The following is a 21,772-nucleotide window of genomic DNA, read 5'->3' as shown; positions in this document are numbered from 1 at the left end:
CAAATGCGAACGTGCGCGGCAGAGTTCCCGTATGGGGGACAGGAAGGATGATCTTGCAGCGGTCGCGATAGTGGCGTTTTGCGCCGGGATGAGCGTTTCCTTTTTTACGTTGCCGGTTTGGGTTGGATTTATGATCACAGTGGCGAGAGAAGGCAGCCGCACAGATTGGCTTGGCTTCGCAGGTGCGATTGTTGGAGCGGCCGCCACGTTGCTCGCAGCTGGCGGTGCGCTGTTTGCGGCCTTCAAAACTCTCAAGCCGATCAGGGACCAACTGAACCAGCTCATGCGGCAGAACGATCATAGCTTGATTGATCGGCTGGGCCTTCGAGCTGCCAAGCTGAACGATGAATCGATCGCCGTTCAGCAAGTCGCGGCCGATTGCGAGGTAGTGAGAAGAGCGTTGGAGCCCTTCGATCGCGAAACGGTGCTTGTAGTGCCGGCGATCGCCGGACTTAGAGAGGCTGTCACACGGCTGGAATCCTCGGTGAAGACCTTGCAGAGGCAGCGGGGAGATGTGTGGGGTGATGTCGCCGTTCAGAGCCTCCGGAATGACTTCGTGGACATCGCACTTCGGGCGGGATCGCGAGCCATAGGTTTGATCATGGACGCGGAGAGAGATGCCGGCGCCTTCATAACGAACCTGCCTATTGCGGAATGGGCAGCGCTCTCGGGCGAACTCCACACTCTTGCTGCCCGCCTGTTCTTCATTGTGAAGCAGGAGAACGCGCGCGTTGGCAAAACGCTGGCCGAAGTCGAAAGCCGTCTCTTGTGAAATTGTCATGGGCCTACCCGCTGGCAGGTGACGTCCATCCCGACTCGCCGGCCGATCTCGGTGATGCCGGTGATCTCATACTGCCGGCTTTCATAGAGCAGCCGGTCATTGAGACCGAGCGACGCGAAATACATGCGGAAGGTCAGCACGGCGTCGGTAGCGTGCCCACGCGCGCCCTCGCGATCGTCGGTGGCATTCTTCAAGAGCTGCGCACGCATGGTGGCGAGCGTGGTCCAGGTCTCTACGGGCGTGCCATAGAGGTCCAGGCCGGTGGTGCGGCGCTGGATTTCAATGAGGCGGTCGAGGCTACCGGCGCGCATCAGTTCGCCTTCACGATGGCCGCGACGGTGACAACGCCATGGCTGAATGAGCCGTGAGGATCGCGCATATACCGGGTTTGGGTGGTCTGCATGTCGTGCACGGCGAAGCCGTCGATCGGGAGCACCCCGTCAGCCTGGGCGTCGATCCGTAGCGCCGCGACGATTGCCGAAACGGCCTCTTTGCATTGGACCAAGCCGGGCTCGGCAAACCAGACGTGCAGCGTGGCATGCGTCGTCGCATCCCAGCGCCGGAAGATGGTCTGGCCCTCGCCGATGTAGACGGCGGGCATGATCTCCGGCCGCCCGTTCGCGTCCATTACGTGGTCGGCTTGGACCAGTGCCATCAGTTCCGGGCTCGCGATCAGGCGTGCTCGAATGGCCTTTTGCAGGGCGAGAGAGGGATCGGAAACGGTCATTTCAGAAGCAAAACGCGCGGTAAGGGGCCAACAAATCGAGGAAGCCAAACGGCAATTCCTGGGCCGTGACGCCAACCAGGGACGCTTCCCGGTTCTGATAGAGGTGCGCCGTCATTTGCAGCACGGCCTCATTGACAGGGGCCGGCGTGGCGTCCGCGTCCACATTCGAGGCCGTATAGGCGCCAACCCAGGCCTTTGCCGCCGCCAGCTTGTCGGTGAGCAGCGTGTCGTCGGCGTCGAGAGTGACGTTCAAGTGGGCTTTGGCTTGGTCCAGGGTGATGCCGGGCATGGTCAGAAAAACTCCAATTAGACGCTCTCTTGCGCGACCCGGGGACACCGGTCGCGGCGATCGTTTAGGGATGTTTTAGGTGCCCCCCCGGGTGCTACGGGCAGCGTTGCGATGCGCTTCATCGCATTGCGCAGCCAAGTGCTGGTCGAGGCTATGGCGTAGCTCAGCCATCTGCTCTTCCATCTGGCGGACGAACTGACGAACAGAGCGCGTCATCTGCCGGTGTGCGGCGTGCATGTCGCGCTGCCAGTCGCGAAGGGTCGGCAGCGCATTGATCAGCGAGGGCGATCGTGAGGGCTTGGGTTTCCGGCCTTGCTTGCCTACAGGGGTGGTCAAAGCCTCCTCAACAGTCCAGCCCATGCTGAGCCGCTTGGCGAGAGTGTCTGAGCTAATGCCGGTGCGGCGAGCCCAGTCAAACAAGGGCCTAGCTTCACCTTTGAATTCGATTAGGCGCATGGGACTACTTTGACCTTTCGAGGCGTTGTTTGCGGCTGGCATGGCAAGGCGAGCTGGCGAGCGGTTGCCAATTGGCGCGCGACCAAAAAAGCTTCATGTCGCCGCGATGGGGAATCTTGTGGTCGACGCAATCGGCAATGCGACCGCAGCCGCACGCACAGAAGCGGTTCTGAGGAAGGGCGAGGAAGGCCTTGCTCTCGCGGCGCCACTTGCTGTCATAGCCGCGATCGTTGGCATTGGGCCTGCGCTGGTCAGCTTCTGCCTTAGCCCTGATCTGGCATTCACAAAGGTCAGTTGCCGCAATGATCTTGCCGCAGCGACATACGCGGCGCGGTTTCCAGGCCATCAGCGGGCCCCCAATGAATGGACGGTAAGATCACCGATGGCGTTGAGATCGGCCTTGATGCTTCCCAGGTCGGAAGGTTCGGCGGTCTGTTCCTTGCTGCCGAATAGGGCCCTGAGCAAGTCCATACGGCCCCTCTGGGCGTTGATGATCTCGGAAGCCGTTGCTTCCCAGGTGCCATCGGGCGTCCAACCAAGCCAGCCGGTGCCGATCTGGAAAAGCTGGGTAAAGTAGTCATCGAATGGAATCGGCTCGCCGGTCTGCGGCTTGTCGCTGGCTTTGTCGTCGGCGCCGGCGAGCAGCATGACGAAGTCGATCAGATCGCCGGTTGCGGCCAAGAGGTCGCGTATCACGGCGCCGTTAGTTGGTAGCGCGTATTCGCCCCAAGCCTTGGCATTGACGATGGTCGCGCTGATGATGTCGAGGGCGGCTGTCAGGCTTCCGTCGGCAAGTTGCCGCGAAAGATTGTGGAAGCCGTCATAACGTTCGTAAAGGATGAATGCGGCCCGCAGCGACGGCTTCAGATCAAACGACCTGTCGCCAAGCTGGAGGCTGAAAGTATTCGCTGCGAGCCGCATGTTCTTTTCCTTAGGTCGCGGAGACCTTGAGCTTCACGAAGCGATCGGGATGGGTCACGTCCGCGCCGACACGCTTGCGCGCGTGGAAGCGGACTTGGCCCTTGTTCGCCAGCGTGTAGGGGTCGCGAAGGATCGAAATGCCGACGCGATCGACGATGCGGTAACCCTTGAGGTCACCGAACATGACCGGGAAGGCATTGGCCGCGATGTCGGGCATATCGACCGCCTCAACGATCGGGCGACCCAGCAACGTCGTCGGGGCGCCTTCCGAGATCGGATCGAGCACGAGATAACGGCCCATGCCGTCTTTCCAGGTGCGGATGGTGCCCAGCGTGTTGCGGTTCATGAGCCATACGCCGTTCTGGGCATGCACGCCCGGAAGCTTGTGGAACATGCCGATCAGCACGTCGGCCGGCGTCGACGACGGGAAGTTGGAGGCGTTACCAGTGATGACGGTGGTGATACCCGCCGCGGTTAGCAGGCCCATCGGCTGAGTGGTGCCGTTGCCCTTGACGAAGTGGGTGCCCTCGCCAATGCCGAAGGCTTCGCCGAATTCCGAATGCAGTTCGCCTTCCAGGCCGTAGGCGTTGTCTTCCAGCAGCCAGTTCGAGATGTCCGTATAGGTCGCATACTCATACGGCGTGATGCCGATCTGCTCATAGGATGGTTCGCTGCCGGTGCGGTCGTCGGTTTCCCCGACGATCACGGCTGCCGGGCTGCCGGTGCGCCGAGGATACTTGACCTGCGACGCGCCGATGGTGCGGACGTTCGCATACTGCCGGATGGGCGAGAACTGGCGCAGAAGCTTCAAAATCTCATTGCCGAATTCCGGCGGTGCGATCGCGGTGTTATTGCTGACGACCAGCGTCTTCTTTTCGAGGTCGTCCATCTTGTCGGCGCCGCCGCGAAGGAACGACTCGAAAGCCTTGGTTTCGATCTTCGGCTCATTGTCGTTGGCCGCGCGGCTGCCGGGCCGATTGACCTTGGCCTCGATACGGTCCAGCCGCTCGGTGAGCTTGCTGTTATCGTTGGCCGCCTTCGTTTCGAGGGCCGCCTTCAGCTCCGCCAGCTCTTTCGCGACGGACGCGATCGGATCATCGGCCTCGCCGGCGTCCTTGAATTCCAGTGCATTCGAAGTCTTCATTGGGTCGTCTAAGCTCCTAGGATTACAGCGATGCCGTGAATCGCTTGATGAGATCGGCCACGGCACGCGCCGCGTCGTTAGATTTCGCGCCGGTCACCCGGGCGCGAGGATGGGCGGGATTGCGCACGATCGACGTTTCGAAGACGTCGAGCGCGGTAATGAGGCGCCGGGCGCCTTGCTTGATCGCGGCCTTGGTGCGGAAGCCAATGCTGAGACCGCTGGCAAGTTGGCCCCGGATCATCGCGAGCACAGAACGGGCGCGAGGTCGGTCCATGTGCAGCTTGCCTTTGACCATCAGGCCTTCGTCGGTCTCTTTCACTTCCGTCCAGGTCCCGATGAGGTCGCTGGGGTCATGGTTGAAAAGGATCGGCATGTCGGTGACAGCGATGTTGAAGGCGCCCTTCTGGATAAGATCGCCGTAGCTGTCCGGGCCGGCATTGAAAGGCCACGCGATACCGGTGATTTCACCCTCATCGCTGACGCTGAGCGTGGCCTTGATCTCAAGGCGGTCCATGCTCATAGCGATACCCACACGTTGGGCGAGGTCGCGCCGGTGAGATTGAAGCGCAGCAAACAGAGGCCAAGCTGGAAGCCGCCATTGCCGGGAGCGGTAAAGGTGACGTAGCTGTCACCGCTGCGGTCGACGTTCATCCACGTGGCGCCGTTGTCGACCGACATTTGCAGCGAAAGCGTTCCGCTTCCGAAGGTGCCCCACGCGGCGGCGGTTCCGACGCCGCCGGACCAAGGCACAGGGTTGGTAGCGCCGTTGGCGGTGAGATTAACTTGCACTTGCTTGATCTCCATTGGGGTGGCCGAACAGCGCCCTTTCCAGGATTTTCGCGGCGAGTTCGTATGTTTCGGCGAGCGGCCGGCCGTCGACATAAGCGACGATCAATTCATGCGCGCGCTTGGGTGTGGTGCCGCCGCCGATCAGCGCGAGCCGAATGGTTTCGGTGAGATCCGATTGGGCGAAGTTGCGAGCGAACAGCCGGTTGGCGATGCCGCCGATCGGGCCGCACTTTGTCTCAAGCTCGCGGATCAGTGCCGGCGTGAGCTTGAACGTATGCTCGCCGTCGCCAAAGAATGCCGTGTAAGAGAGATCAGCCATCAGCCCGCTCCAAACGCGGTTTCGATCGAGCCGGCGCTGTCGGCGCAGACGTCGATATCCTCCACGTCCGACCAGACGGATACCGGCGTCGACCCGACCATGCACTCGCCGTAGATCAGCGGAATTGCGTCGCCTTGCCTGCCTGAATTACCGATGTTGCCGCCGCTGATGCTGAGACCATTGGAGGGCTGGGTTTGCTCGCCAGCTGGCTTGCTAAGCAGCGTTGAAGCGCCGGACAGCGCGAGACCCAAGCCGATCGCAGCGACGGTGCCGTAAGTCGTGCCGCTGAGAATTCCGGAGGCCGCGAGCGGCGTTGCCAGCATGCCGCCGGACAGGAAGATTGCGCCGCCGACGAGGGCCGCACCGAGCACGATCTTGGTGGTGCCCTTCGCGGTGTTGGATGCCGCGCCCTTCGCGACCGGGATGATGTGCAGATCGGCGATACCGAGATTGAAGCCGTTGACCAAATCGAGGTCCAGCTGCATCCCGTTCCGCTTATCGCCGCGAACGATCTTATAGGCCCCCTGTTCTATCGCCTTCACGAAACGACCAGGGAAAGCACAGTTGAGCGCACGCAAGGCTTCAGCGGCCGTCGCCACGTCGAAGCGATGGAACGCGCCGAAGTCTTTGCCCAGCTTGCCATGCAGATGGATTGCGCGAAGCATCAAGCGGCCTCTTGTTCGTTGGTGTTGCTGTTGAGCTTGCCGCCTGCATGGGCGCTTGACGTGTTGAAGTTTTCGAACACGTCGCCCCCCTCATAAGCCGGGAGACCAAAGCCCATCTGGCGGGCTTCGTTCGGATTGAGAACGCGCGACGATACGGCGGTGCTCATTGCTTGCGCTCGCGTGAGAAGATCGGCGCGCGCAAAGCCGTCCACGTTGAATTCGATGCAATACTGATCGCGCTCCTCCGGCGTGAGCAGCTTCAATTCAAGCTCTTGCTCGAAAGCCTTGAGCCGGGGCAACAGCGCTTGCGAAAGGAATTCCTGCCCGATCGATTCAGTTGAGCGGGGCTGAGCGCGATCAACCTGCATCAGCATGTGGAGCGGGACGCGAAACAGTCGCGCGATCTCAGCGACGGCATACGTCCGCATCTCCAAGAATTGGCTATCGACGCTGTTGAACGTGAGCGCCTGCCAAGATGCATCGCTCGGTAGGACTGCGGTGCCGCCGGAGTTGCTCCCGCTGTGCGCGGCCTGCCACGCGGCCTTGGCCTTTCCAAGCGCATCGGGAGTGATGGTGCCCTTCAAGCTGAGAACACCAGAAGGTCTTGCACCGTTGCCGAACAGGCGCGCGGCATGACGTTCCAGAACGATTGCGAGCGCGATGACCTCGCGGCCTTCGCCGACTAGGCCCTTACGCTGATCGTAAGCTGGGGACGGGATATGGATCAGGTCGGCGCCCGCGATCTCGCGACCATCCACCTTGTAGGTCGGTTCAACGTCGCCGTCGTCGACTGCAACCGGGGTGGTCCTGGGATCAAGCCGGATCAGTTCGGCGGCCTTGCCACCATCAACGCGATTGACCAGCGCAAAGGCGCCGTGCGGCTGCAACAGCGCGTCGGCCATGAGCTGGGTGCGAAACAGCGCGGCCGGTGCGAAGCTGTTCGGCGCGTCGTGGAGGAGGGAGTAGAGGGGATGGTCGGTGGCCTTTTCTTTGCCGCCGTCCACAAGCCTGCGATAAATGTGGAGGGGAAGCGAGCCGGCCGGCTCGGAGATCGATCGCACCGCGCACGCAACGGGGGCGCACGTCATAGCGCTGTAGGGCGTGACGGCCACGCCGGCCAAGGTCGGGGTCGCGCCGAATAAATCGAAATAGAAGCCGCTGCCGTCAGCGAGGCTGGGCGCGGCTTTGGTCTCGATACCGAGAATGGATTTGAGGCGGGACGCGATCGACAAAAGAGCACAAACAGAGGTTGGCCCGCGGGTTAGGCGGAGCGTGGAACGATTCTCTGTTGTGCAATTTTGTTTCGAGAAATGATCTCAAAGCGTCACAAAATGATGACGCCCAATTGCGGCTTTTCTATGTCGCGGCTACGCTTGGCGGGACCGAAAAACGGTTACGAGCGGCCCCGTTTTTGTGCGTCGCACGTCACTCTAACTAATTGAATTTGCTGCTAAAACGCCGAATTGGCTGGGGAACCTGGATTCGAACCAAGACAAACAGAGTCAGAGTCTGTTGTGCTACCGTTACACCATTCCCCAACGGAATAGTCAAACAAATTCAATGACTTGCTGATTTGCTCGACTCTCGCCGGCAGCGCGTTTGGCGCAAATCACGGCTCAGGCGTGGCAGGGTTCTACCCGCTCGTCCCCGGGCTGGCAAGCGCTGCAGTGGACGGATCACGCCTTCTCCAGCTTGATGTTCGCCGAAAGCATGATCCGGACAAGGCGCCGCGGTTTTCCAGAAAGATCACGGCTTCAACAACGACTAAGCGCGATGACGATGCATCCTCATTGCATCGGGGCTTAGATCACGATGTGATCGAAATCGGCGGCGATCCGGGTGTTCGGAAAGATCCGCGCCGCCTCGGCCAGGATCTCGTCGTCCTCGTATCGTCCGGACAGATGGGTCAGCACGAGTTGGCGGACGTTGCCGGCGGCCGCAAGAGCGGCCGCTTCCGCCGCGGTCAGATGGCCGTAATCCCGCGCAGTTGCGGCGTCGCGCTCGAGGAAGGTCGCCTCGATCACCAGCAGGTCGGCGCCGGCGACGTATTGCGACAATCCTTCGGTAGTTTCGGTGTCGCCGATCACCACGAGTTTCTTGCCGCCGCTCGGCGGCCCCAGAACATCTTCCGGATCGACCCTGCGATCTCCCTCGATCACGACCGCCCGACCTGCGGCTAACTCGCCGCGCAAGGGACCGTCAGGAACGCCCAGCGCCACGAGCCGGTCCGGCCGAAGGTGGCGGCGCGAGGGGCTCTGGAAGATAAATCCAAAACTGTCGGTGTCGCGGTGACGAACCGCAAAGTAGCCGATGGTGAAATCGCCGGCGTCGACGACCTCTCCTTCGCGCAGCGCCGCGAACTCGACCGCGATCGGCGCCCTGCCCGCACCCCACAGGCCGGCGAGCATTCGGATGACGATGTCGAGCGTGCCCGGCCCGCCATGAATACTCATCACCTCGGCGCTCTGCCGCAACCCCAGCGTCGAAAACAGACCGGGGATGCCGAGCACGTGATCGAGATGAGCATGCGTCAGCAGCACGCGGTCGAGCCGCCGAAAGCCCAAGCCGCTCCTCAAGAGCTGGCGCTGCGTTCCCTCGCCGCAATCGACCAGGACACGCTTGCCCGCGGCCTCGACGAGGAGAGCCGGATGATTGCGTTCGGCGGAGGGAACGCTTGCCGAGGTGCCGAGGAATGTGAGGGCAAACATCGTCGTCCGTGTGTCCAGCGCCCGTCCTCGCCGCGACGGCGCCGTCGCTGTCCGAGAAGCAGTCTGCGCTGTGATGATGGTCGATTACGTCTTCGCGGTCGACTGCGCTTCGACTGCCTGCACGGCGACATCAGCCACCTGCCGCAGCGCTTCACGGTCGGCACCGGAGGACGCCATCACGCCCATGCCGACGGACACCGCCGAGACGTAGCGCGCGAGGGCGGCGGGATCGGCGGTCTCCTTCAGATCGCCTTCAGCCTTGGCGCGGATGAAACGCTCGCGCAGCTGGTCCTCGTTCTGAGCGCGGCGGGCGGCGAGCTCGAAGGGGACGCTCTCGGAGCCGGAGCCGCAGGCGACGCCGCCTTGCACCAGCAGGCAGCCGGGCGGATTGGCGGGATCGGTCTGCTTGTCGGCAATGCCTATCAGCATCCGCTCGGTGACGTCGCGGGCGGTGGGGGCCGCGACCACCTCGTCCATCCAGATATTGCGCAGCTTCGTGTAGCGGTCGAGCGCAGCCTTCAGTAGGCCCTCCTTGTTGCCGAAGCAGGCGTAGAGACTTGGCGGATTGATGCCCATGGCCTCGGTGAGCTGGGCGATGGTAGCGCCCTCATAGCCATGGCGCCAAAACACTTCCATCGCCTGGTCCAACGCCGCTTCAGCGTCGAATTCGCGGGGGCGTCCCATGCGCATGTGCCTGTCTCCTCGGAATGGGCGGACCATATCAGCCCAACGCCGTTTCCTATCTATTTGTTCTGGCTTTCTTTTTCTTGTGTCTTCCAATCGTCGCGGTATCGGCGTACATTTTTCTTAGTGACCGGTACATAAGTATCTTGCGCTGCGGTATCTAGCTCCACATCTGTAGTGAACACTACATATTTGGAGCGCGCAGATGCCCCCCTCCCAAGAAACGTCTTCCGCCGGCCGTTTTCGCCGTCTTCTCGGTGGCGTCGCCGTCGTGGGCGTCCTCGCCGCCGCCGGCTCGATCGCGACCGGCCGCTATTTCCACCCCGCCCAGGCGACAGCAACAGCCGCCGCGGCCGAGCAGGCCGTGCCCGTCACCGTCGCGCTGATCGAACCGAAGCAGACCGTGCTGTGGGACGATTTCTCCGGCCGGCTCGAGGCCATCCACCGCGTCGAGCTGCGCCCGCGCGTTGCGGGCGCAATCCTCTCCGCCAACTTCACCGAAGGCGCGCTGGTGAAGGCCGGCGACGTCCTGTTCAAGATCGACCCGGCGCCCTATGCGGCCGAGGTCGACAAGGCCAACGCCCAGCTCGAGGCGGCGAAGGCGCGCGTGGTGTTCACCACCGGCGAGGTCGAACGCGGCGCACAGCTCGTCGGCAACGCCGTGGTGACGCGGCGCGATTTCGACCAACGCGAGAACGCCAACCGCGAAGCGATCGCCAACGTGAAGGCGGCCGAGGCGACGCTCCAGACCGCAAGGCTCAATCTCGATTACACCGAGGTGCGCGCGCCGGTGGACGGCCGCGTCGGCAAGATCGAGGTCACCGTCGGCAACCTCGTTGCCGCCGGCACCGCCTCCCCGGTGCTGACCTCGCTGGTCTCGGTCAATCCGATCTACGCCTCGTTCGATGCGGATGAAGAGGTCGTGCTGCGGGCGCTGAACTCGATCGCGGACGCCTCCGGCCAGCGCGGCAAGCTCGACCTGATCCCCGTGGAGATGACGACCTCCGGCGGCCTCTCGGCGAAAGGCCACATCCAGCTCATCGACAACCAGGTCAACGGCCAGAGCGGCACGATCCGGGTCCGGGCGGTGTTCCGGAACGAGGACGGCCGTCTCATCCCCGGCCAGTTCGCGCGCGTGCGCATGGGCCAGCCTAAGCAGCAGGCGCTGGTGATGATCGACGAGCGCGCGATCGGCACCGACCAGGACAAGAAGTTCGTGATGGCCGTCGGCGACGACAGCCGCGCGGTGTACCGGCCGGTCACGCTCGGCGGCGCCGTGGACGGACTTCGCGTCGTCACTTCGGGCTTGAAGCCGGGCGACCGTATCGTCGTCAACGGCCTGCAGCGCGTGCGTCCCGGCGGCCTTCTCAAAACGGAGGTTGCCGCCATGGGCGCGCGAGCACAGCAGGCCTCCAACCACAGCAACCAGGACGTGGTGCAGCGTTAGTGCACGCCGTCATCCCGGGGCGCGCATCGCGCGAACCCGGGATCTCGAGCCTATGAACTCCGATCACATCACCTCTGGATTCCGGGCGCCCGCCCCGGAATGACTGCGGAGTTGTCCGGGGACGACCAAGATATTGCCCAGGGGCAAGACCATGAATCTCTCAAAGTTCTTCATCGATCGTCCGATTTTCGCCGGCGTGCTGTCGGTCCTGATCTTCCTTGCCGGCCTGATCTCGCTGTTCGCGATGCCGATCTCGGAATATCCCGACGTGGTACCGCCTTCCGTCGTGGTGCGCGCGACCTATCCCGGCGCCAATCCCAAGGTGATTGCGGAAACGGTGGCGACGCCGATCGAGGAGCAGATCAACGGCGTCGAGAACATGCTGTATATGTCGAGCCAGGCGACCACCGACGGCGCGATGACGCTGACGGTGACGTTCCGGCTCGGCACCGACCCGGACAAGGCGACGCAACTGGTGCAGAACCGCGTGCAGCAGGCCGAGCCGCGCCTGCCGGCCGTAGTGCGCCAGCTCGGCATCATCACCAAGAAGTCGTCACCCGACCTCACCATGGTCGTGCATCTTCTGTCGCCGAACGGCCGCTACGACATGACGTATCTACGCAATTACGCGGTGCTCAACGTCAAGGACCGGCTTGCGCGGATCGACGGCGTCGGCGACGTGCAGCTCTATGGCGCCGGCGACTATTCGATGCGGGTCTGGGTCGATCCGCAGAAGGCCGCCGAGCACGGCCTGACCGCAAGCGACATCGTCAGGGCGATCCAGGCGCAGAACGTCGAGGCCGCCGCCGGCGTGGTCGGCTCCTCCCCGAACGTGAAGGGCATCGACCTGCAATTGTCCGTCAACGCCGAGGGCCGCCTCGCGAACGAGGAGCAGTTCGGCGACATCGTGGTCAAGACCGGCTCGCGCGGCGAGGTCGTGCGCCTGCGCGACCTCGCGCGCATCGAGCTCGGGGCCTCCGAATACGGCCTGCGCTCGCTGCTGGACAACAAGCAGGCGGTGGCGATCCCGATCTTCCAGGCGCCCGGCTCCAACGCGCTGCAGATCTCCGACAACGTTCGCGCCACCATGGCCGAGATCAAGAAGAACATGCCGGAAGGCGTGTCTTACCAGATCGTCTACGACCCCACCCAGTTCGTGCGCTCATCGATCGAGGCGGTGATCCACACGCTGCTGGAAGCGATCGCGCTGGTGGTGCTGGTCGTGATCCTGTTCCTGCAGACCTGGCGCGCCTCGATCATCCCGCTGCTGGCGGTGCCGGTGTCGATCGTCGGCACCTTTGCGGTGATGCACGTGTTCGGCTTCTCCATCAACGCGCTCAGCCTGTTCGGCCTCGTGCTCGCGATCGGCATCGTCGTCGACGACGCCATCGTCGTGGTCGAGAACGTCGAGCGCAACATCGAGTCCGGGCTGTCGCCGCGCGATGCCACCTATCAGGCGATGCGCGAGGTGTCGGGCCCGATCATCGCCATCGCAATGGTGCTGATCGCGGTGTTCGTGCCGCTCGCCTTCATCTCCGGCCTCACCGGGCAGTTCTACAAGCAGTTCGCATTGACGATCGCGATCTCGACCGTGATCTCGGCCGTCAACTCGCTGACGCTGTCGCCGGCGCTGTCAGCGCTGCTGCTCAAGGGCCACAACGAGCCGAAGGACCGGCTGACGCTGATCATGGAAAAGAGCCTCGGCTGGTTCTTCCGAGGCTTCAACAAGGCCTTCACACGCTCCTCGGAGAACTACGGCAGCAGCGTCACGCGGGTGATCTCGGGCAAGGCCGCGGTGATGGGTCTTTACGCCGTGCTGGTCGGCCTCACTGCGCTCCTGTTCCAGCAGGTGCCGGGCGGCTTCGTGCCGGGCCAGGACAAGCAATACCTGGTCGGCTTCGCCCGCCTGCCCGACGGCGCCGCGCTCGACCGCAGCGAAGAGGTGATCCGCAAGATGAGCGACATCGCGCTGACACAGCCTGGTGTCGAGAGCTCGGTGGCTTTCCCGGGGCTGTCAATTTCCGGCTTCACCAACTCGTCGAACGCCGGCATCGTGTTCTCGACGCTGAAGCCGTTCGACGAGCGCAAGGACCCCGCGCTGAGCGGGAATGCCATCGCCGCCGAGCTGAACAAGAAATATGCCGGCATCCAGGAAGCCTTCATCGCCATGTTCCCGCCGCCACCGGTCAACGGCCTCGGCACCATCGGCGGCTTCAAGCTGCAAATCGAGGACCGTGCCGGCCTCGGCTATGAGGCCCTGAACGAAGCGACCAACGCCTTCATGGCGGCGATGCAGAAGGCGCCGGAGATCGCCGGCGTGTTCTCGAGCTTCCAGGTCAACGTGCCCCAGTTGTTCGCCGACATCGACCGCACCAAGGCGCTGCAGCTCGGTGTTCCCGTCACCGAGGTCTTCAACACGCTGCAGATCTACCTCGGCTCCTACTACGTCAACGACTTCAACAAGTTCGGCCGCACCTATTCGGTCCGCGTGCAGGCCGACGCGCCGTTCCGCGCGCGTGCCGACGACATCAGGCAGTTGAAGGTGCGCTCGTCATCGGGCGACATGGTGCCGTTGTCGGCGCTGCTCACGATCCGCCAGAGCGCGGGGCCGGAGCGCGCGATCCGCTACAACGGCTTCCTATCCTCCGACATCAACGCGGCGGCCGCGCCCGGCTTCTCATCAGGTCAGGCCCAGGAGGCGGCAACGCGGATCGCGGCCGAGGTGCTGCCGCCCGGCTTTGCCTTCGAATGGACCGACCTGACCTATCAGGAGTTCATCGCCGGCAATTCCGGCATCTGGGTATTCCCGCTGGCGATCCTGCTGGTCTTCCTGGTGCTGGCCGCGCTTTATGAGAGCCTGACACTGCCGCTCTCGATCATCATGATCGTGCCGATGGGCTTGCTCGCTGCGATGTTCGGCGTCTGGGTCTCCAAGGGCGACAACAACGTCTTCACCCAGATCGGTCTGATCGTTCTCGTCGGGCTCTCGGCCAAGAACGCGATCCTGATCGTCGAATTCGCGCGGGAGCTCGAATTCGCGGGCCGCACGCCGATCCGGGCCGCAATCGAGGCGAGCCGCTTGCGGCTTCGTCCGATCCTGATGACGTCGATGGCGTTCATCATGGGCGTGCTGCCGCTGGTGCTCTCGACCGGCGCCGGCTCGGAGATGCGCCGCGCGATGGGCGTTGCCGTGTTCTCCGGCATGATCGGCGTCACCGTGTTCGGCCTGTTCCTGACGCCGGTGTTCTACGTGCTGCTGCGGACCGTCACCGGCATGAAGCCGCTGACGCATCACGGCAGCGACACCAGCGCGGCGCCTGTTCATGGGCCTGCAGAATGACCAGCGTCCCGCCGCGGCGCGCCCTGGCGGGACCAAGTTCGCATCGCTTATTTCCGATTCTCCTCGCAGAACTTCAGCGCGGCCAGCGCTTCGCCGGCGCGCGGTATCTGCATCTCGATGCTGTCGTCGTCATCGTCTTCGAAGTCGAGCGTGAGGCGCTTGGCCTTCGACAGGCGGTCCATCATCGACTGGTCGTACTCGAAGATGCCGCGCACGGTGGTCCTGTCCATGACCTCCCACTTCGCCTTCTTCATGATGTCCGCATCGTCAGTGCCGACATCGGCGCGAAGGATCTCGCCGACCGTCTCCCATTCCCAGCCGTCGTAGATCATCACGATCACGATCGTCTTCTCGGAATAGGTGATCACGATGACGTAGTCGCGGTTCTCGTCGTCCTTGTCCTTGTAGCCTCGGCTTGCATTGCAATGGGTGTCCTGCGTCCGCTTCTCGATGGTCCAGTCACCGACCTTGGATTTTTGCGCCAGCGCCGGCCCTGCCCCGAGGACGCTCGCGGCCAGCAAACCGGCGCAAATGAATCGTGTCATGTCAGCCTCCAGCGCATTCCCCGGGCCGAGATGACCACCTCCGTGGGCGAGCCGCAAGGGTCCGCCCCGGCCGGACGGTGTGTCTTCATCCTTATTCGGCTCCCGGCACTTGGGGCGGCCGCAGCGCACAAACCCGCCCTCCGGGTTCCCCGCGAAACCGCATTCCTGACGCGACGAAACATCCCTGAAACAGATCGCCGGTTAAGTGGTTGTCAAAACAAGTACAGGGACGGCCACCATGAAATTCCTTCTCGACCTGATCTACGAATATTCCTGCTGTCAGAATCTCGTCGCCCAGCCGCTACAGGAGGACGAGTTATGATCGAGCTGATCTCCGCCCTTCTGGCCCTTTGCAGCGTCGGCGTTTTCGCAGCGCATGCGCTGGACGCCTACCGCACAACGCATTCCTGACCGGCTCGCTTCTCCGGCACTAGAATGGTCGCCGGTAGAAGTGCTCTGAATGCGTTGCCGGTGGAAAGCGGTTGGCGAGCGCCAAGGTGCCCTTCTCGTCCGTTTCGAGCCCTATCTTCTGAGCCAACATCACGTCACCCGGGACGAGAAAGCCTGACGGGACGAAGCACCAGCCCATCGCCGCATGCCCGGCCTCGTCGATCTCGTGGACATTGGCGGCGGTGCCGTAGTGGATGCGGTATGTCTTGCCGGTGTCACAGCCGACGACGTCGAAATACCGGTGCGCTTCGAACTGTGCGCGCTGCGCTGGCGTCAACCATTCGGCCAGAAGCCGGCGGCCACGAGCATCCGGCGTGTTCTCGCCGAAGAACCGCCGATAGAGTTCACGCAGCGCATGCAAGCGCGCACGCGCCGGCGCGCGGAGCCAAACTGCCGCGATCATGTGCAGCTCAGATCAACCGCCGACCAGGCGGGGATAGAACAGCGTTTCCTGCGCGGCCGGGTCGAACGATTTGATGCGGGTGACCTCGCCAGGTCCGGTTCGCAGGGCGGCGGTGAAGCCGGCCCCGGTCAGCTCCCGAAAGCGCCGTTCGGCCCGCGCCAGCGCTTCGGCATTGCCAGGATCAAACTCGTGGCGTGTATCGCCCGTCTGGTCCATCACGATCTGGGTTGCCATGTTGAGTCTCCTCATGCCCAGCCCTGAATCTGATCAAAGCAAACGTCGTGCCGTCGGTTCCTGATGGCAACAATTTTCTCGCGCCGACGCATCACGCCTTGCTGAACTGGTCAGCGCGAGGCGGCCGCCGCTCCGCCCTCGTCGATTTGCCGGCCCATCAAGGCGATCGCCTTTTGATAGACGCCGGCCGCATTCCACGCCTCGATCGCGGCGAAATTCGGCTCGCCGGGCTGGTACCCGGCTCCCGCCCGCCAGCCATGAGCCTTCAGGAAATTCGCCGTCGAGTTCAGCGCGTTGGCGGCCACTTCGAGATTGCCGGTGCCATAGGCCAGGATGCTCTTGGGCATGAACTGGGTCTGGCCGACCTCCCCGTGCATGGAGCCGCGGGTCGTCCCCGACAGCGTGCCGCGGTCGATCAGCTTCAGCGCGGCGTAGAGCTGGTCGGTGAAGAATTCGGGACGGCGGCAATCATAAGCAAGGGTTGCGATCGACGACAGCATGTTCTGGTTGCCGCGCTGGCTGCCGAAACCGGTCTCCATGCCCCAGATCGCAATCAAGGGTCCCGGCGGGACGCCATAGCGCTGCTGGATCGAGGCGAACAAGGCAGCCTGCGACTGCTTGAGCTGCCGCCCCTTGGCGACGATGGTGGTGGCGCCGCGCTTGGCGAGGAACTGGTCGAGCGTCAGTGAAAAGCTGCGTTGGCCGCGGTCAGCCGCGATGGTGGCGCTGGCGTAATTGGTCTGCATCAGGGCCGAGAGCGCGGTCTGACCGATGCCCTTGCCTTGCGCCTCCGCGCTGAACTCGCGCTTCCAGGCCTCGAACCCGCCCGGCCCGTTGCCGCAAGTGGCCGCCTCGGCGGCGGGCGCCAGGCAACCAAACAGCGCCATCGCGCCAAAAACCGCCCCCGCAACAGCCCTGCCCCTGATCATACCTGGCGTCTCCCGTCCTGTACCGATCGGCAATCTTACCCCGTCAAAGGCGCCGACTCCATGGCGCGATCATAGGTCAATTCCAGACCCGCCAGATTGCCTTCCTTCCGCCATTTGTCGAGCAGCCGCAGGAACGCCATCGGCCCGCGCCAATATTGGCTGTTTCTTGCCGCGATCGGATCGAACACGCCTTCATTGTTGTAGTAGCCGGGCGTGCATTCGGCGAGATAGGTCTGCCGGCCGATCGCGGCCTTGACCACCTCGTCGACCCAGGCATCCTCGGCGACTAGCGTCGGCTCCAGCGTTCTGGCGCCGCGCTTGCGCGCCTGGTCGATGACATAGGCGATGTGCTGCGACTGCTCGTCGATGATGTGCGGGAAGTTGGCGCTCTGGCCGGCCTGCACGGTGACGATCAGGAAGCAATTCGGGAAGCCGCGGCTATAGAAGCCATGCTCGTCTTGACGCCGCCCTGCCAGCGTTCGGACAGGCTCACGCCGCCGCGGCCGTAGACTTCAAAGCCCATGCGCCGGGCGTAATCGGTGCCGACCTCAAAGCCGCTGGCGTAGATCAGGCAGTCGAGCTCATAGGCCTTGTCGCCGGCCACGACGGCATTCCCGGTGATGCGATCGACGCCCTGCCCTTTGGTGTCGACGAGATGAACGTTGGGACGATTGAAAGTGTCGAGATATTCGTCGTGAAAGCATGGCCGCTTGCAGAACGCCTTGTACCAGGGCTTGAGCGCCTCCGCCGTCGCCTCGTCCTTGACGATCGCGTCGACCCGGGCGCGGATCTCCTCCATCTTGCGGTAGTCGGCCTGCTCGATGACCTTCAGCGCCTCCTCCATCGAGGTGACCGGTTGCGGCTGCCGGCGCGGCGCGAGCAGGATCTCGCCGAGCAGGCCGGTCCAGCCGTCCTGCACCAGATCCCGCTCGAACGGCTCGCCTGAGATCACGGCGGTGAAATTGTCCATGCGCTCGCGCTGCCAGCCCGCCTTCAGGCTCTTTGCCCAGCGCGGATCCGTCGGCCGGTCGTCGCGCACGCCGATTGCGGACGGCGTGCGCTGGAACACATAGAGCTCCTTCGCCGAACGGCCGAGATGCGGCACGCATTGTACGGCGGTGGCGCCGGTGCCGATGATACCGACGCGCTTGTCGGCAAGCCCGGTCAGACCGCCATCGGCGTTGCCGCCGGTGTAGCCGTAGTCCCAACGGCTGGTGTGGAAGCTGTGGCCCTTGAAGCTCTCGATGCCGGGAATGCCCGGCAATTTCGGCCGGCTGAGCGGACCTCCGGCGAGAATGACGAAACGTGCGCGAATCTGATCGCCCCGATCGGTCTCGACCAGCCAACGCGCCTCCTCCTCCCGCCACACCATGCGGGAGATGACGGTCTGAAACAGCGCGCGCTCGTAGAGACCGAAATGACGGCCGATGCGGCGGGAGTGCTCGTAGATCTCCGGCGCCCGGGCGTACTTGCGCGCCGGCATGTAGCCGGTCTCTTCCAGGAGCGGCAGGTAGATGTAGCTTTCGGTATCGCAGGCAGCTCCAGGATAACGATTCCAGTACCAGGTGCCGCCGAAATCGGCAGCCCTTTCCACGATGCGGAAATCATCGATGCCGGCCTCGCGCAAGCGCGCGCCACAGAGCAGCCCGCCGAAGCCGCCGCCGACGACAAGAACCTCGGTCTCTTCAGTGACAGGTGCGCGCGCAAAACCGGGATCGGCCCAGGGATCGTCGAGGTAGCGACTGAAGCCGCCTGCCACCTCGACATATTGAGCCTTGCCTTCGGCACGCAAACGGCGATCGCGCTCCTCGCGATAGCGCACACGAAGAGCCGCGATGTCGACGGTAGGCTCGCCGGCTGCACCGGTCTTGTGTCTTTCCGCTGCCATGCACGTCCTCCAAGCAGAGCGCTGCTTCGCCGGCAGCTCGCCTCACGTTAGCCCCGAAAAAGTGACGCATGCAATCGCGTCCAATGCTTTTTGCGTGAACGTCGCGAGACGTTCCGCTAACCTCGCGCGCAAATCACAAGCGTACGCCGCGCAACGACGTGGCTTCCGGAGGAGACCATGCAGGGATTGATGATGGACATGCCGCTTCTGATCAGCGGCCTGATCCAGTACGCCGCCGACTATCACGGCGAAGCCGAGATCGTCGCACGCGAGATCGAGGGCGACATTCATCGCTACACCTATGCGGATGCGCATCCACGCATCAAGCGCATGGCGCTTGCGTTGAAGCGGCTCGGCATGAAGCAAGGCGATCGCGTCGGCACGCTGGCCTGGAACACCCATCGGCATTTCGAGATGTTCTACGCCGCGCCGGGCATGGGCTACGTGCTGCACACCGTCAATCCCAGGCTGTTTCCCGAGCAGCTCGTCTACATCATCAACCACGCCGAAGACCGCCTGCTGTTCGTCGACCGCGCCACGCTGCCACTGGTCGAAGCGATCGCGCCGCAGCTCGAGACGGTCGAGGCTTACGTCGTGATGTCCTCGCGCGAGCGGATGCCGGAGACGAAGCTAGAGAACGTGCATTGCTACGAGGAGCTCCTGGCGCGCGAGAACGAGGCCGGCTTTGCCTGGCCAGAGTTCGACGAGAAGTCAGCCTCGACGATCTGCTATACCTCGGGCACGACGGGCAATCCCAAGGGCGTGATCTATTCGCACCGCGCCGCGATCCTGCAGACCATGACCTGCTGCAATTTCGACTTCCTGTCGGGACATGTCGAGGGCGTGCGCGAGGTGATGATGCCGATGGCGCCGCTGTTCCACGGCAACGGCTGGAACATGCCGTTCACCGCGCCTTATACCGGCTCCAAGCTGGTGCTGCCCGGCCGCAACTACGAGCCCGACAAGCTCTATGAACTGCTCGAAGGCGAGAAGGTGACGCTGTCGGCCGGCGTGCCGAGCTTCTGGCTGATCCTGCTCGACTGGCTCGGGCGTACCGGCAACGGGTTCTCGACCCTGCGCGCAACGTTGTCGTCTGGCTCCGCCCCGCCGCGCGCGATGGTCGAGAAGCTGAAGCGCGACTACGGCATCGACTACATCCAGGCCTGGGGCATGACCGAGGCCCTGGGCTGCTCGATGCCGGGCCTGCGGCCGGGCTCGGAGCACCTCAGCGAGAAGGAGAAATTCGACCGCCGCCAGGTGTCCGGCCGTGCCTGCTTCGGCACCTCTCTTCGCATCGTCGATGACGCCGGAAACGAGCTGCCGCGCGACGGCAAGACCGTCGGACATCTGCGCGCCCGCGGCCCCTGGGTCGCCTCCGGCTACATGAAGCTGGACGAAGGCCTCGACCGCGACGGCTGGCTGATCACCGGCGACATGGCGGTGATCGACCCTCAAGGCCACGTCACGCTGACCGACCGCTCCAAGGACGTGATCAAATCCGGCGGCGAATGGATCTCCTCGATCCAGCTCGAGGACGTCGCACTGTCGCATCCCGACGTGCTGCAAGCCGCGGTGGTCGCGATCCACCATGAGAAATGGCAGGAGCGCCCCCTGCTCCTCGTCGTCCGCAAGAAAGGCGCGAGCGTCGACGGCAAGTCTCTGCTCGACCATATGCGTCCGAAGATCGCAAGCTGGTGGATGCCGGACGCCGTCGAATTCCTCGACGAGTTTCCGATGACGGGGACCGGCAAGGTGCTGAAGTCGGCCCTGCGCGACAGATTCAAAGAGTACCGGGTCGCCTGAGGCGCCCGCCCTTCGATCAAGGAGACCAGAGATGCTCTACCCGATGTCGCCAAAGGTCGTCGAGCTCAAGCGCAAGCTCGAGAGCTTCATGGACCGGCACATCTATCCGAACGAGGAGCGCTTCTATCGCGAGGCTGAAGAGCTCGGGCCGTGGAAGGTCTATCCGGTCGTCGAGGAACTGAAACCGCTGGCGCGCGCGGAGGGCCTCTGGAATCTGTTTCTGCCGGAATCCAGCCATGGCGCGGGTCTTTCCAATCTCGACTATGCCCCGCTCTGCGAGGTGATGGGCCGCTCGCATCTTGCGCCCGAGGTGTTCAACTGCTCGGCGCCCGACACCGGCAACATGGAGGTGCTGGAGCGCTATGGCAGCGAGAAGGACAAGGAGCGCTGGCTGAAGCCGTTGCTCGCGGGCGAGATCCGCTCCTGCTTCGCCATGACCGAGCCTGCGGTCGCATCATCGGACGCGACCAACATCGAAAGCTCGATCGTGCGCGACGGCGACCACTACGTCATCAACGGGCGCAAATGGTACACGACCAACGCAACGGATCCCCGCTGCAAGATCTGCATCTTCATGGGCAAGACCGACCCTGACAATCCCGACCGCCACAAGCAGCAGTCCATGATTCTGGTGCCGATGGAGACATCAGGCATTGAGGTGAAGCGCCCGCTTCCGGTGTTCGGCTTCTACGGCGTGCCCGATCGGGCCTCCGAGGTCGTCTTCACCAATGTGCGGGTGCCGCGGGAGAACATGCTGCTCGGCGAGGGCCGCGGCTTCGAGATCGCGCAGGGCCGCCTCGGTCCCGGCCGCATCCACCATTGCATGCGGCTGATTGGCCTTTCCGAGCGCACGCTGGAGAAGATGTGCCGCCGCGTACGCAGCCGCGTCGCCTTCGGCAAGCCGGTCTCGGAGCAGACGGTGACGCAGGAGCGCATCGCGGAAGCTCGCATCATGATCGAGCAGGCCCGGCTGCTGACGCTCAACGCCGCCTCAGCCATGGACACGGTCGGCAACAAGGTGGCGAAGGCCGAGATCGCGATGATCAAGGTCGCCGTGCCCAACATGGCCTGCCAGATCATAGACTGGGCGATCCAGGCCCATGGCGGCGGCGGCACCTCGAACGATTTCGGCTTGACGCACGCCTATGCGACCGCACGCTTGCTGCGTCTGGCCGATGGACCGGATGAGGTCCATCGCAACCAGATCGCGCGGCTGGAGCTGAGGAAATATTCGAACGCGTAGGAACGGC

Annotated in this window: 23 protein-coding genes, 1 tRNA gene and 1 pseudogene; 5 read left to right on the top strand and 20 right to left on the bottom strand. The window is 63.6% G+C overall.

Annotated features, from left to right (window positions below; translation table 11 throughout):
• Positions 1-31 precede the first annotated feature (31 nt).
• Positions 32-772 carry a hypothetical protein gene (locus tag DCM80_RS24325; RefSeq protein ID WP_257194068.1) on the top strand — a complete coding sequence of 247 codons (741 nt, stop codon included), beginning with the start codon at positions 32-34 and terminating at the stop codon, positions 770-772.
• A gap of 5 nt (positions 773-777) precedes the next feature.
• Here DCM80_RS24325 and DCM80_RS24320 read toward each other — a convergent pair whose 3' ends face one another.
• The 15 genes from DCM80_RS24320 to DCM80_RS24250 all read right to left on the bottom strand — a co-directional run bounded on the left by DCM80_RS24320 (position 778) and on the right by DCM80_RS24250 (position 9,489).
• Positions 778-1,092, bottom strand: a complete 315-nt coding sequence (locus DCM80_RS24320) for a head-tail adaptor protein (protein ID WP_257194067.1) — start codon at positions 1,090-1,092, stop codon at positions 778-780.
• Complete coding sequence (locus tag DCM80_RS24315) at positions 1,092-1,508, bottom strand: DUF3168 domain-containing protein (RefSeq protein ID WP_257194066.1); 417 nt, start codon at positions 1,506-1,508, stop codon at positions 1,092-1,094. The genes DCM80_RS24320 and DCM80_RS24315 overlap by 1 nt, the downstream gene beginning before the upstream one ends.
• 1 nt (position 1,509) lies before the next feature.
• A complete protein-coding gene (locus tag DCM80_RS24310) occupies positions 1,510-1,797 on the bottom strand; it encodes a head-tail connector protein (protein ID WP_257194065.1) in 288 nt (95 codons plus the stop codon).
• Positions 1,798-1,872: 75 nt separating this feature from the next.
• The gene (locus DCM80_RS24305; RefSeq protein WP_257194064.1) at positions 1,873-2,253 is read right to left on the bottom strand and encodes a hypothetical protein; all 381 of its coding nucleotides are present in this window, start codon (positions 2,251-2,253) and stop codon (positions 1,873-1,875) included.
• 4 nt (positions 2,254-2,257) lie between these two features.
• Positions 2,258-2,599 (bottom strand): HNH endonuclease, encoded by a 342-nt coding sequence (locus tag DCM80_RS24300; RefSeq protein WP_257194063.1) that lies wholly within the window; start codon positions 2,597-2,599, stop codon positions 2,258-2,260.
• Positions 2,599-3,174 carry a hypothetical protein gene (locus DCM80_RS24295; protein WP_257194062.1) on the bottom strand — a complete coding sequence of 192 codons (576 nt, stop codon included), beginning with the start codon at positions 3,172-3,174 and terminating at the stop codon, positions 2,599-2,601. The genes DCM80_RS24300 and DCM80_RS24295 overlap by 1 nt, the downstream gene beginning before the upstream one ends.
• A gap of 10 nt (positions 3,175-3,184) precedes the next feature.
• A complete protein-coding gene (locus DCM80_RS24290; RefSeq protein WP_257194061.1) occupies positions 3,185-4,384 on the bottom strand; it encodes a phage major capsid protein in 1,200 nt (399 codons plus the stop codon).
• Positions 4,341-4,838: an HK97 family phage prohead protease gene (locus DCM80_RS24285; protein ID WP_257194060.1), complete on the bottom strand. Its 498-nt coding sequence runs from the start codon at positions 4,836-4,838 to the stop codon at positions 4,341-4,343. Before DCM80_RS24285 ends, DCM80_RS24290 begins: the two co-directional genes overlap by 44 nt.
• Positions 4,835-5,122, bottom strand: a complete 288-nt coding sequence (locus tag DCM80_RS24280) for a hypothetical protein (RefSeq protein ID WP_257194059.1) — start codon at positions 5,120-5,122, stop codon at positions 4,835-4,837. The genes DCM80_RS24285 and DCM80_RS24280 overlap by 4 nt, the downstream gene beginning before the upstream one ends.
• Positions 5,097-5,426 carry a gene transfer agent family protein gene (locus DCM80_RS24275; protein ID WP_257194058.1) on the bottom strand — a complete coding sequence of 110 codons (330 nt, stop codon included), beginning with the start codon at positions 5,424-5,426 and terminating at the stop codon, positions 5,097-5,099. Before DCM80_RS24275 ends, DCM80_RS24280 begins: the two co-directional genes overlap by 26 nt.
• A complete protein-coding gene (locus DCM80_RS24270) occupies positions 5,426-6,091 on the bottom strand; it encodes a hypothetical protein (protein WP_257194057.1) in 666 nt (221 codons plus the stop codon). The genes DCM80_RS24275 and DCM80_RS24270 overlap by 1 nt, the downstream gene beginning before the upstream one ends.
• Positions 6,091-7,323: a phage portal protein gene (locus tag DCM80_RS24265; RefSeq protein ID WP_257194056.1), complete on the bottom strand. Its 1,233-nt coding sequence runs from the start codon at positions 7,321-7,323 to the stop codon at positions 6,091-6,093. Before DCM80_RS24265 ends, DCM80_RS24270 begins: the two co-directional genes overlap by 1 nt.
• A 232-nt stretch (positions 7,324-7,555) precedes the next feature.
• Positions 7,556-7,629: transfer RNA gene (locus tag DCM80_RS24260), tRNA-Gln, on the bottom strand.
• Between the two features lie 264 nt (positions 7,630-7,893).
• The gene (gene rnz / locus DCM80_RS24255; protein WP_257194055.1) at positions 7,894-8,799 is read right to left on the bottom strand and encodes a ribonuclease Z; all 906 of its coding nucleotides are present in this window, start codon (positions 8,797-8,799) and stop codon (positions 7,894-7,896) included.
• A gap of 84 nt (positions 8,800-8,883) precedes the next feature.
• Positions 8,884-9,489, bottom strand: coding sequence for a TetR/AcrR family transcriptional regulator (locus DCM80_RS24250; RefSeq protein ID WP_257194054.1), 606 nt, complete (start codon positions 9,487-9,489; stop codon positions 8,884-8,886).
• Positions 9,490-9,688: 199 nt separating this feature from the next.
• Between DCM80_RS24250 and DCM80_RS24245 the strand changes: the two genes are divergently transcribed.
• Together DCM80_RS24245 and DCM80_RS24240 are read left to right on the top strand one after the other, a co-directional pair.
• The gene (locus DCM80_RS24245; RefSeq protein WP_257194053.1) at positions 9,689-10,930 is read left to right on the top strand and encodes an efflux RND transporter periplasmic adaptor subunit; all 1,242 of its coding nucleotides are present in this window, start codon (positions 9,689-9,691) and stop codon (positions 10,928-10,930) included.
• Between the two features lie 151 nt (positions 10,931-11,081).
• The gene (locus tag DCM80_RS24240; protein ID WP_257194052.1) at positions 11,082-14,270 is read left to right on the top strand and encodes an efflux RND transporter permease subunit; all 3,189 of its coding nucleotides are present in this window, start codon (positions 11,082-11,084) and stop codon (positions 14,268-14,270) included.
• Between the two features lie 47 nt (positions 14,271-14,317).
• Here DCM80_RS24240 and DCM80_RS24235 read toward each other — a convergent pair whose 3' ends face one another.
• The 5 genes and pseudogenes from DCM80_RS24235 to DCM80_RS24215 form a co-directional block, all read right to left on the bottom strand.
• A complete protein-coding gene (locus tag DCM80_RS24235) occupies positions 14,318-14,815 on the bottom strand; it encodes a hypothetical protein (RefSeq protein ID WP_257194051.1) in 498 nt (165 codons plus the stop codon).
• 430 nt (positions 14,816-15,245) lie between these two features.
• Positions 15,246-15,668, bottom strand: a complete 423-nt coding sequence (locus tag DCM80_RS24230; RefSeq protein WP_257194050.1) for a hypothetical protein — start codon at positions 15,666-15,668, stop codon at positions 15,246-15,248.
• Between the two features lie 12 nt (positions 15,669-15,680).
• Positions 15,681-15,902: a hypothetical protein gene (locus DCM80_RS24225; protein WP_257177812.1), complete on the bottom strand. Its 222-nt coding sequence runs from the start codon at positions 15,900-15,902 to the stop codon at positions 15,681-15,683.
• 110 nt (positions 15,903-16,012) lie between these two features.
• A complete protein-coding gene (locus DCM80_RS24220) occupies positions 16,013-16,831 on the bottom strand; it encodes a lytic transglycosylase domain-containing protein (protein ID WP_257194049.1) in 819 nt (272 codons plus the stop codon).
• Positions 16,832-16,866: 35 nt separating this feature from the next.
• Positions 16,867-18,719 (bottom strand): annotated as a pseudogene (locus DCM80_RS24215) (flavin-containing monooxygenase).
• A gap of 177 nt (positions 18,720-18,896) precedes the next feature.
• Here DCM80_RS24215 and DCM80_RS24210 point away from each other — a divergent pair.
• Together DCM80_RS24210 and DCM80_RS24205 are read left to right on the top strand one after the other, a co-directional pair.
• On the top strand, positions 18,897-20,522 hold the full coding sequence (locus DCM80_RS24210; protein WP_257194048.1) for a long-chain fatty acid--CoA ligase: 1,626 nt from the start codon (positions 18,897-18,899) through the stop codon (positions 20,520-20,522).
• A gap of 31 nt (positions 20,523-20,553) precedes the next feature.
• A complete protein-coding gene (locus DCM80_RS24205; protein WP_257194047.1) occupies positions 20,554-21,765 on the top strand; it encodes an acyl-CoA dehydrogenase family protein in 1,212 nt (403 codons plus the stop codon).
• Positions 21,766-21,772: the final 7 nt, after the last annotated feature.

The sequence above is a fragment of the Bradyrhizobium sp. WBOS08 genome (genome assembly GCF_024585125.1).
GTDB classification, from domain to species: Bacteria; Pseudomonadota; Alphaproteobacteria; order Rhizobiales; family Xanthobacteraceae; genus Bradyrhizobium; species Bradyrhizobium japonicum_B.
This window is presented reverse-complemented; position numbering and strand designations above follow the sequence as displayed.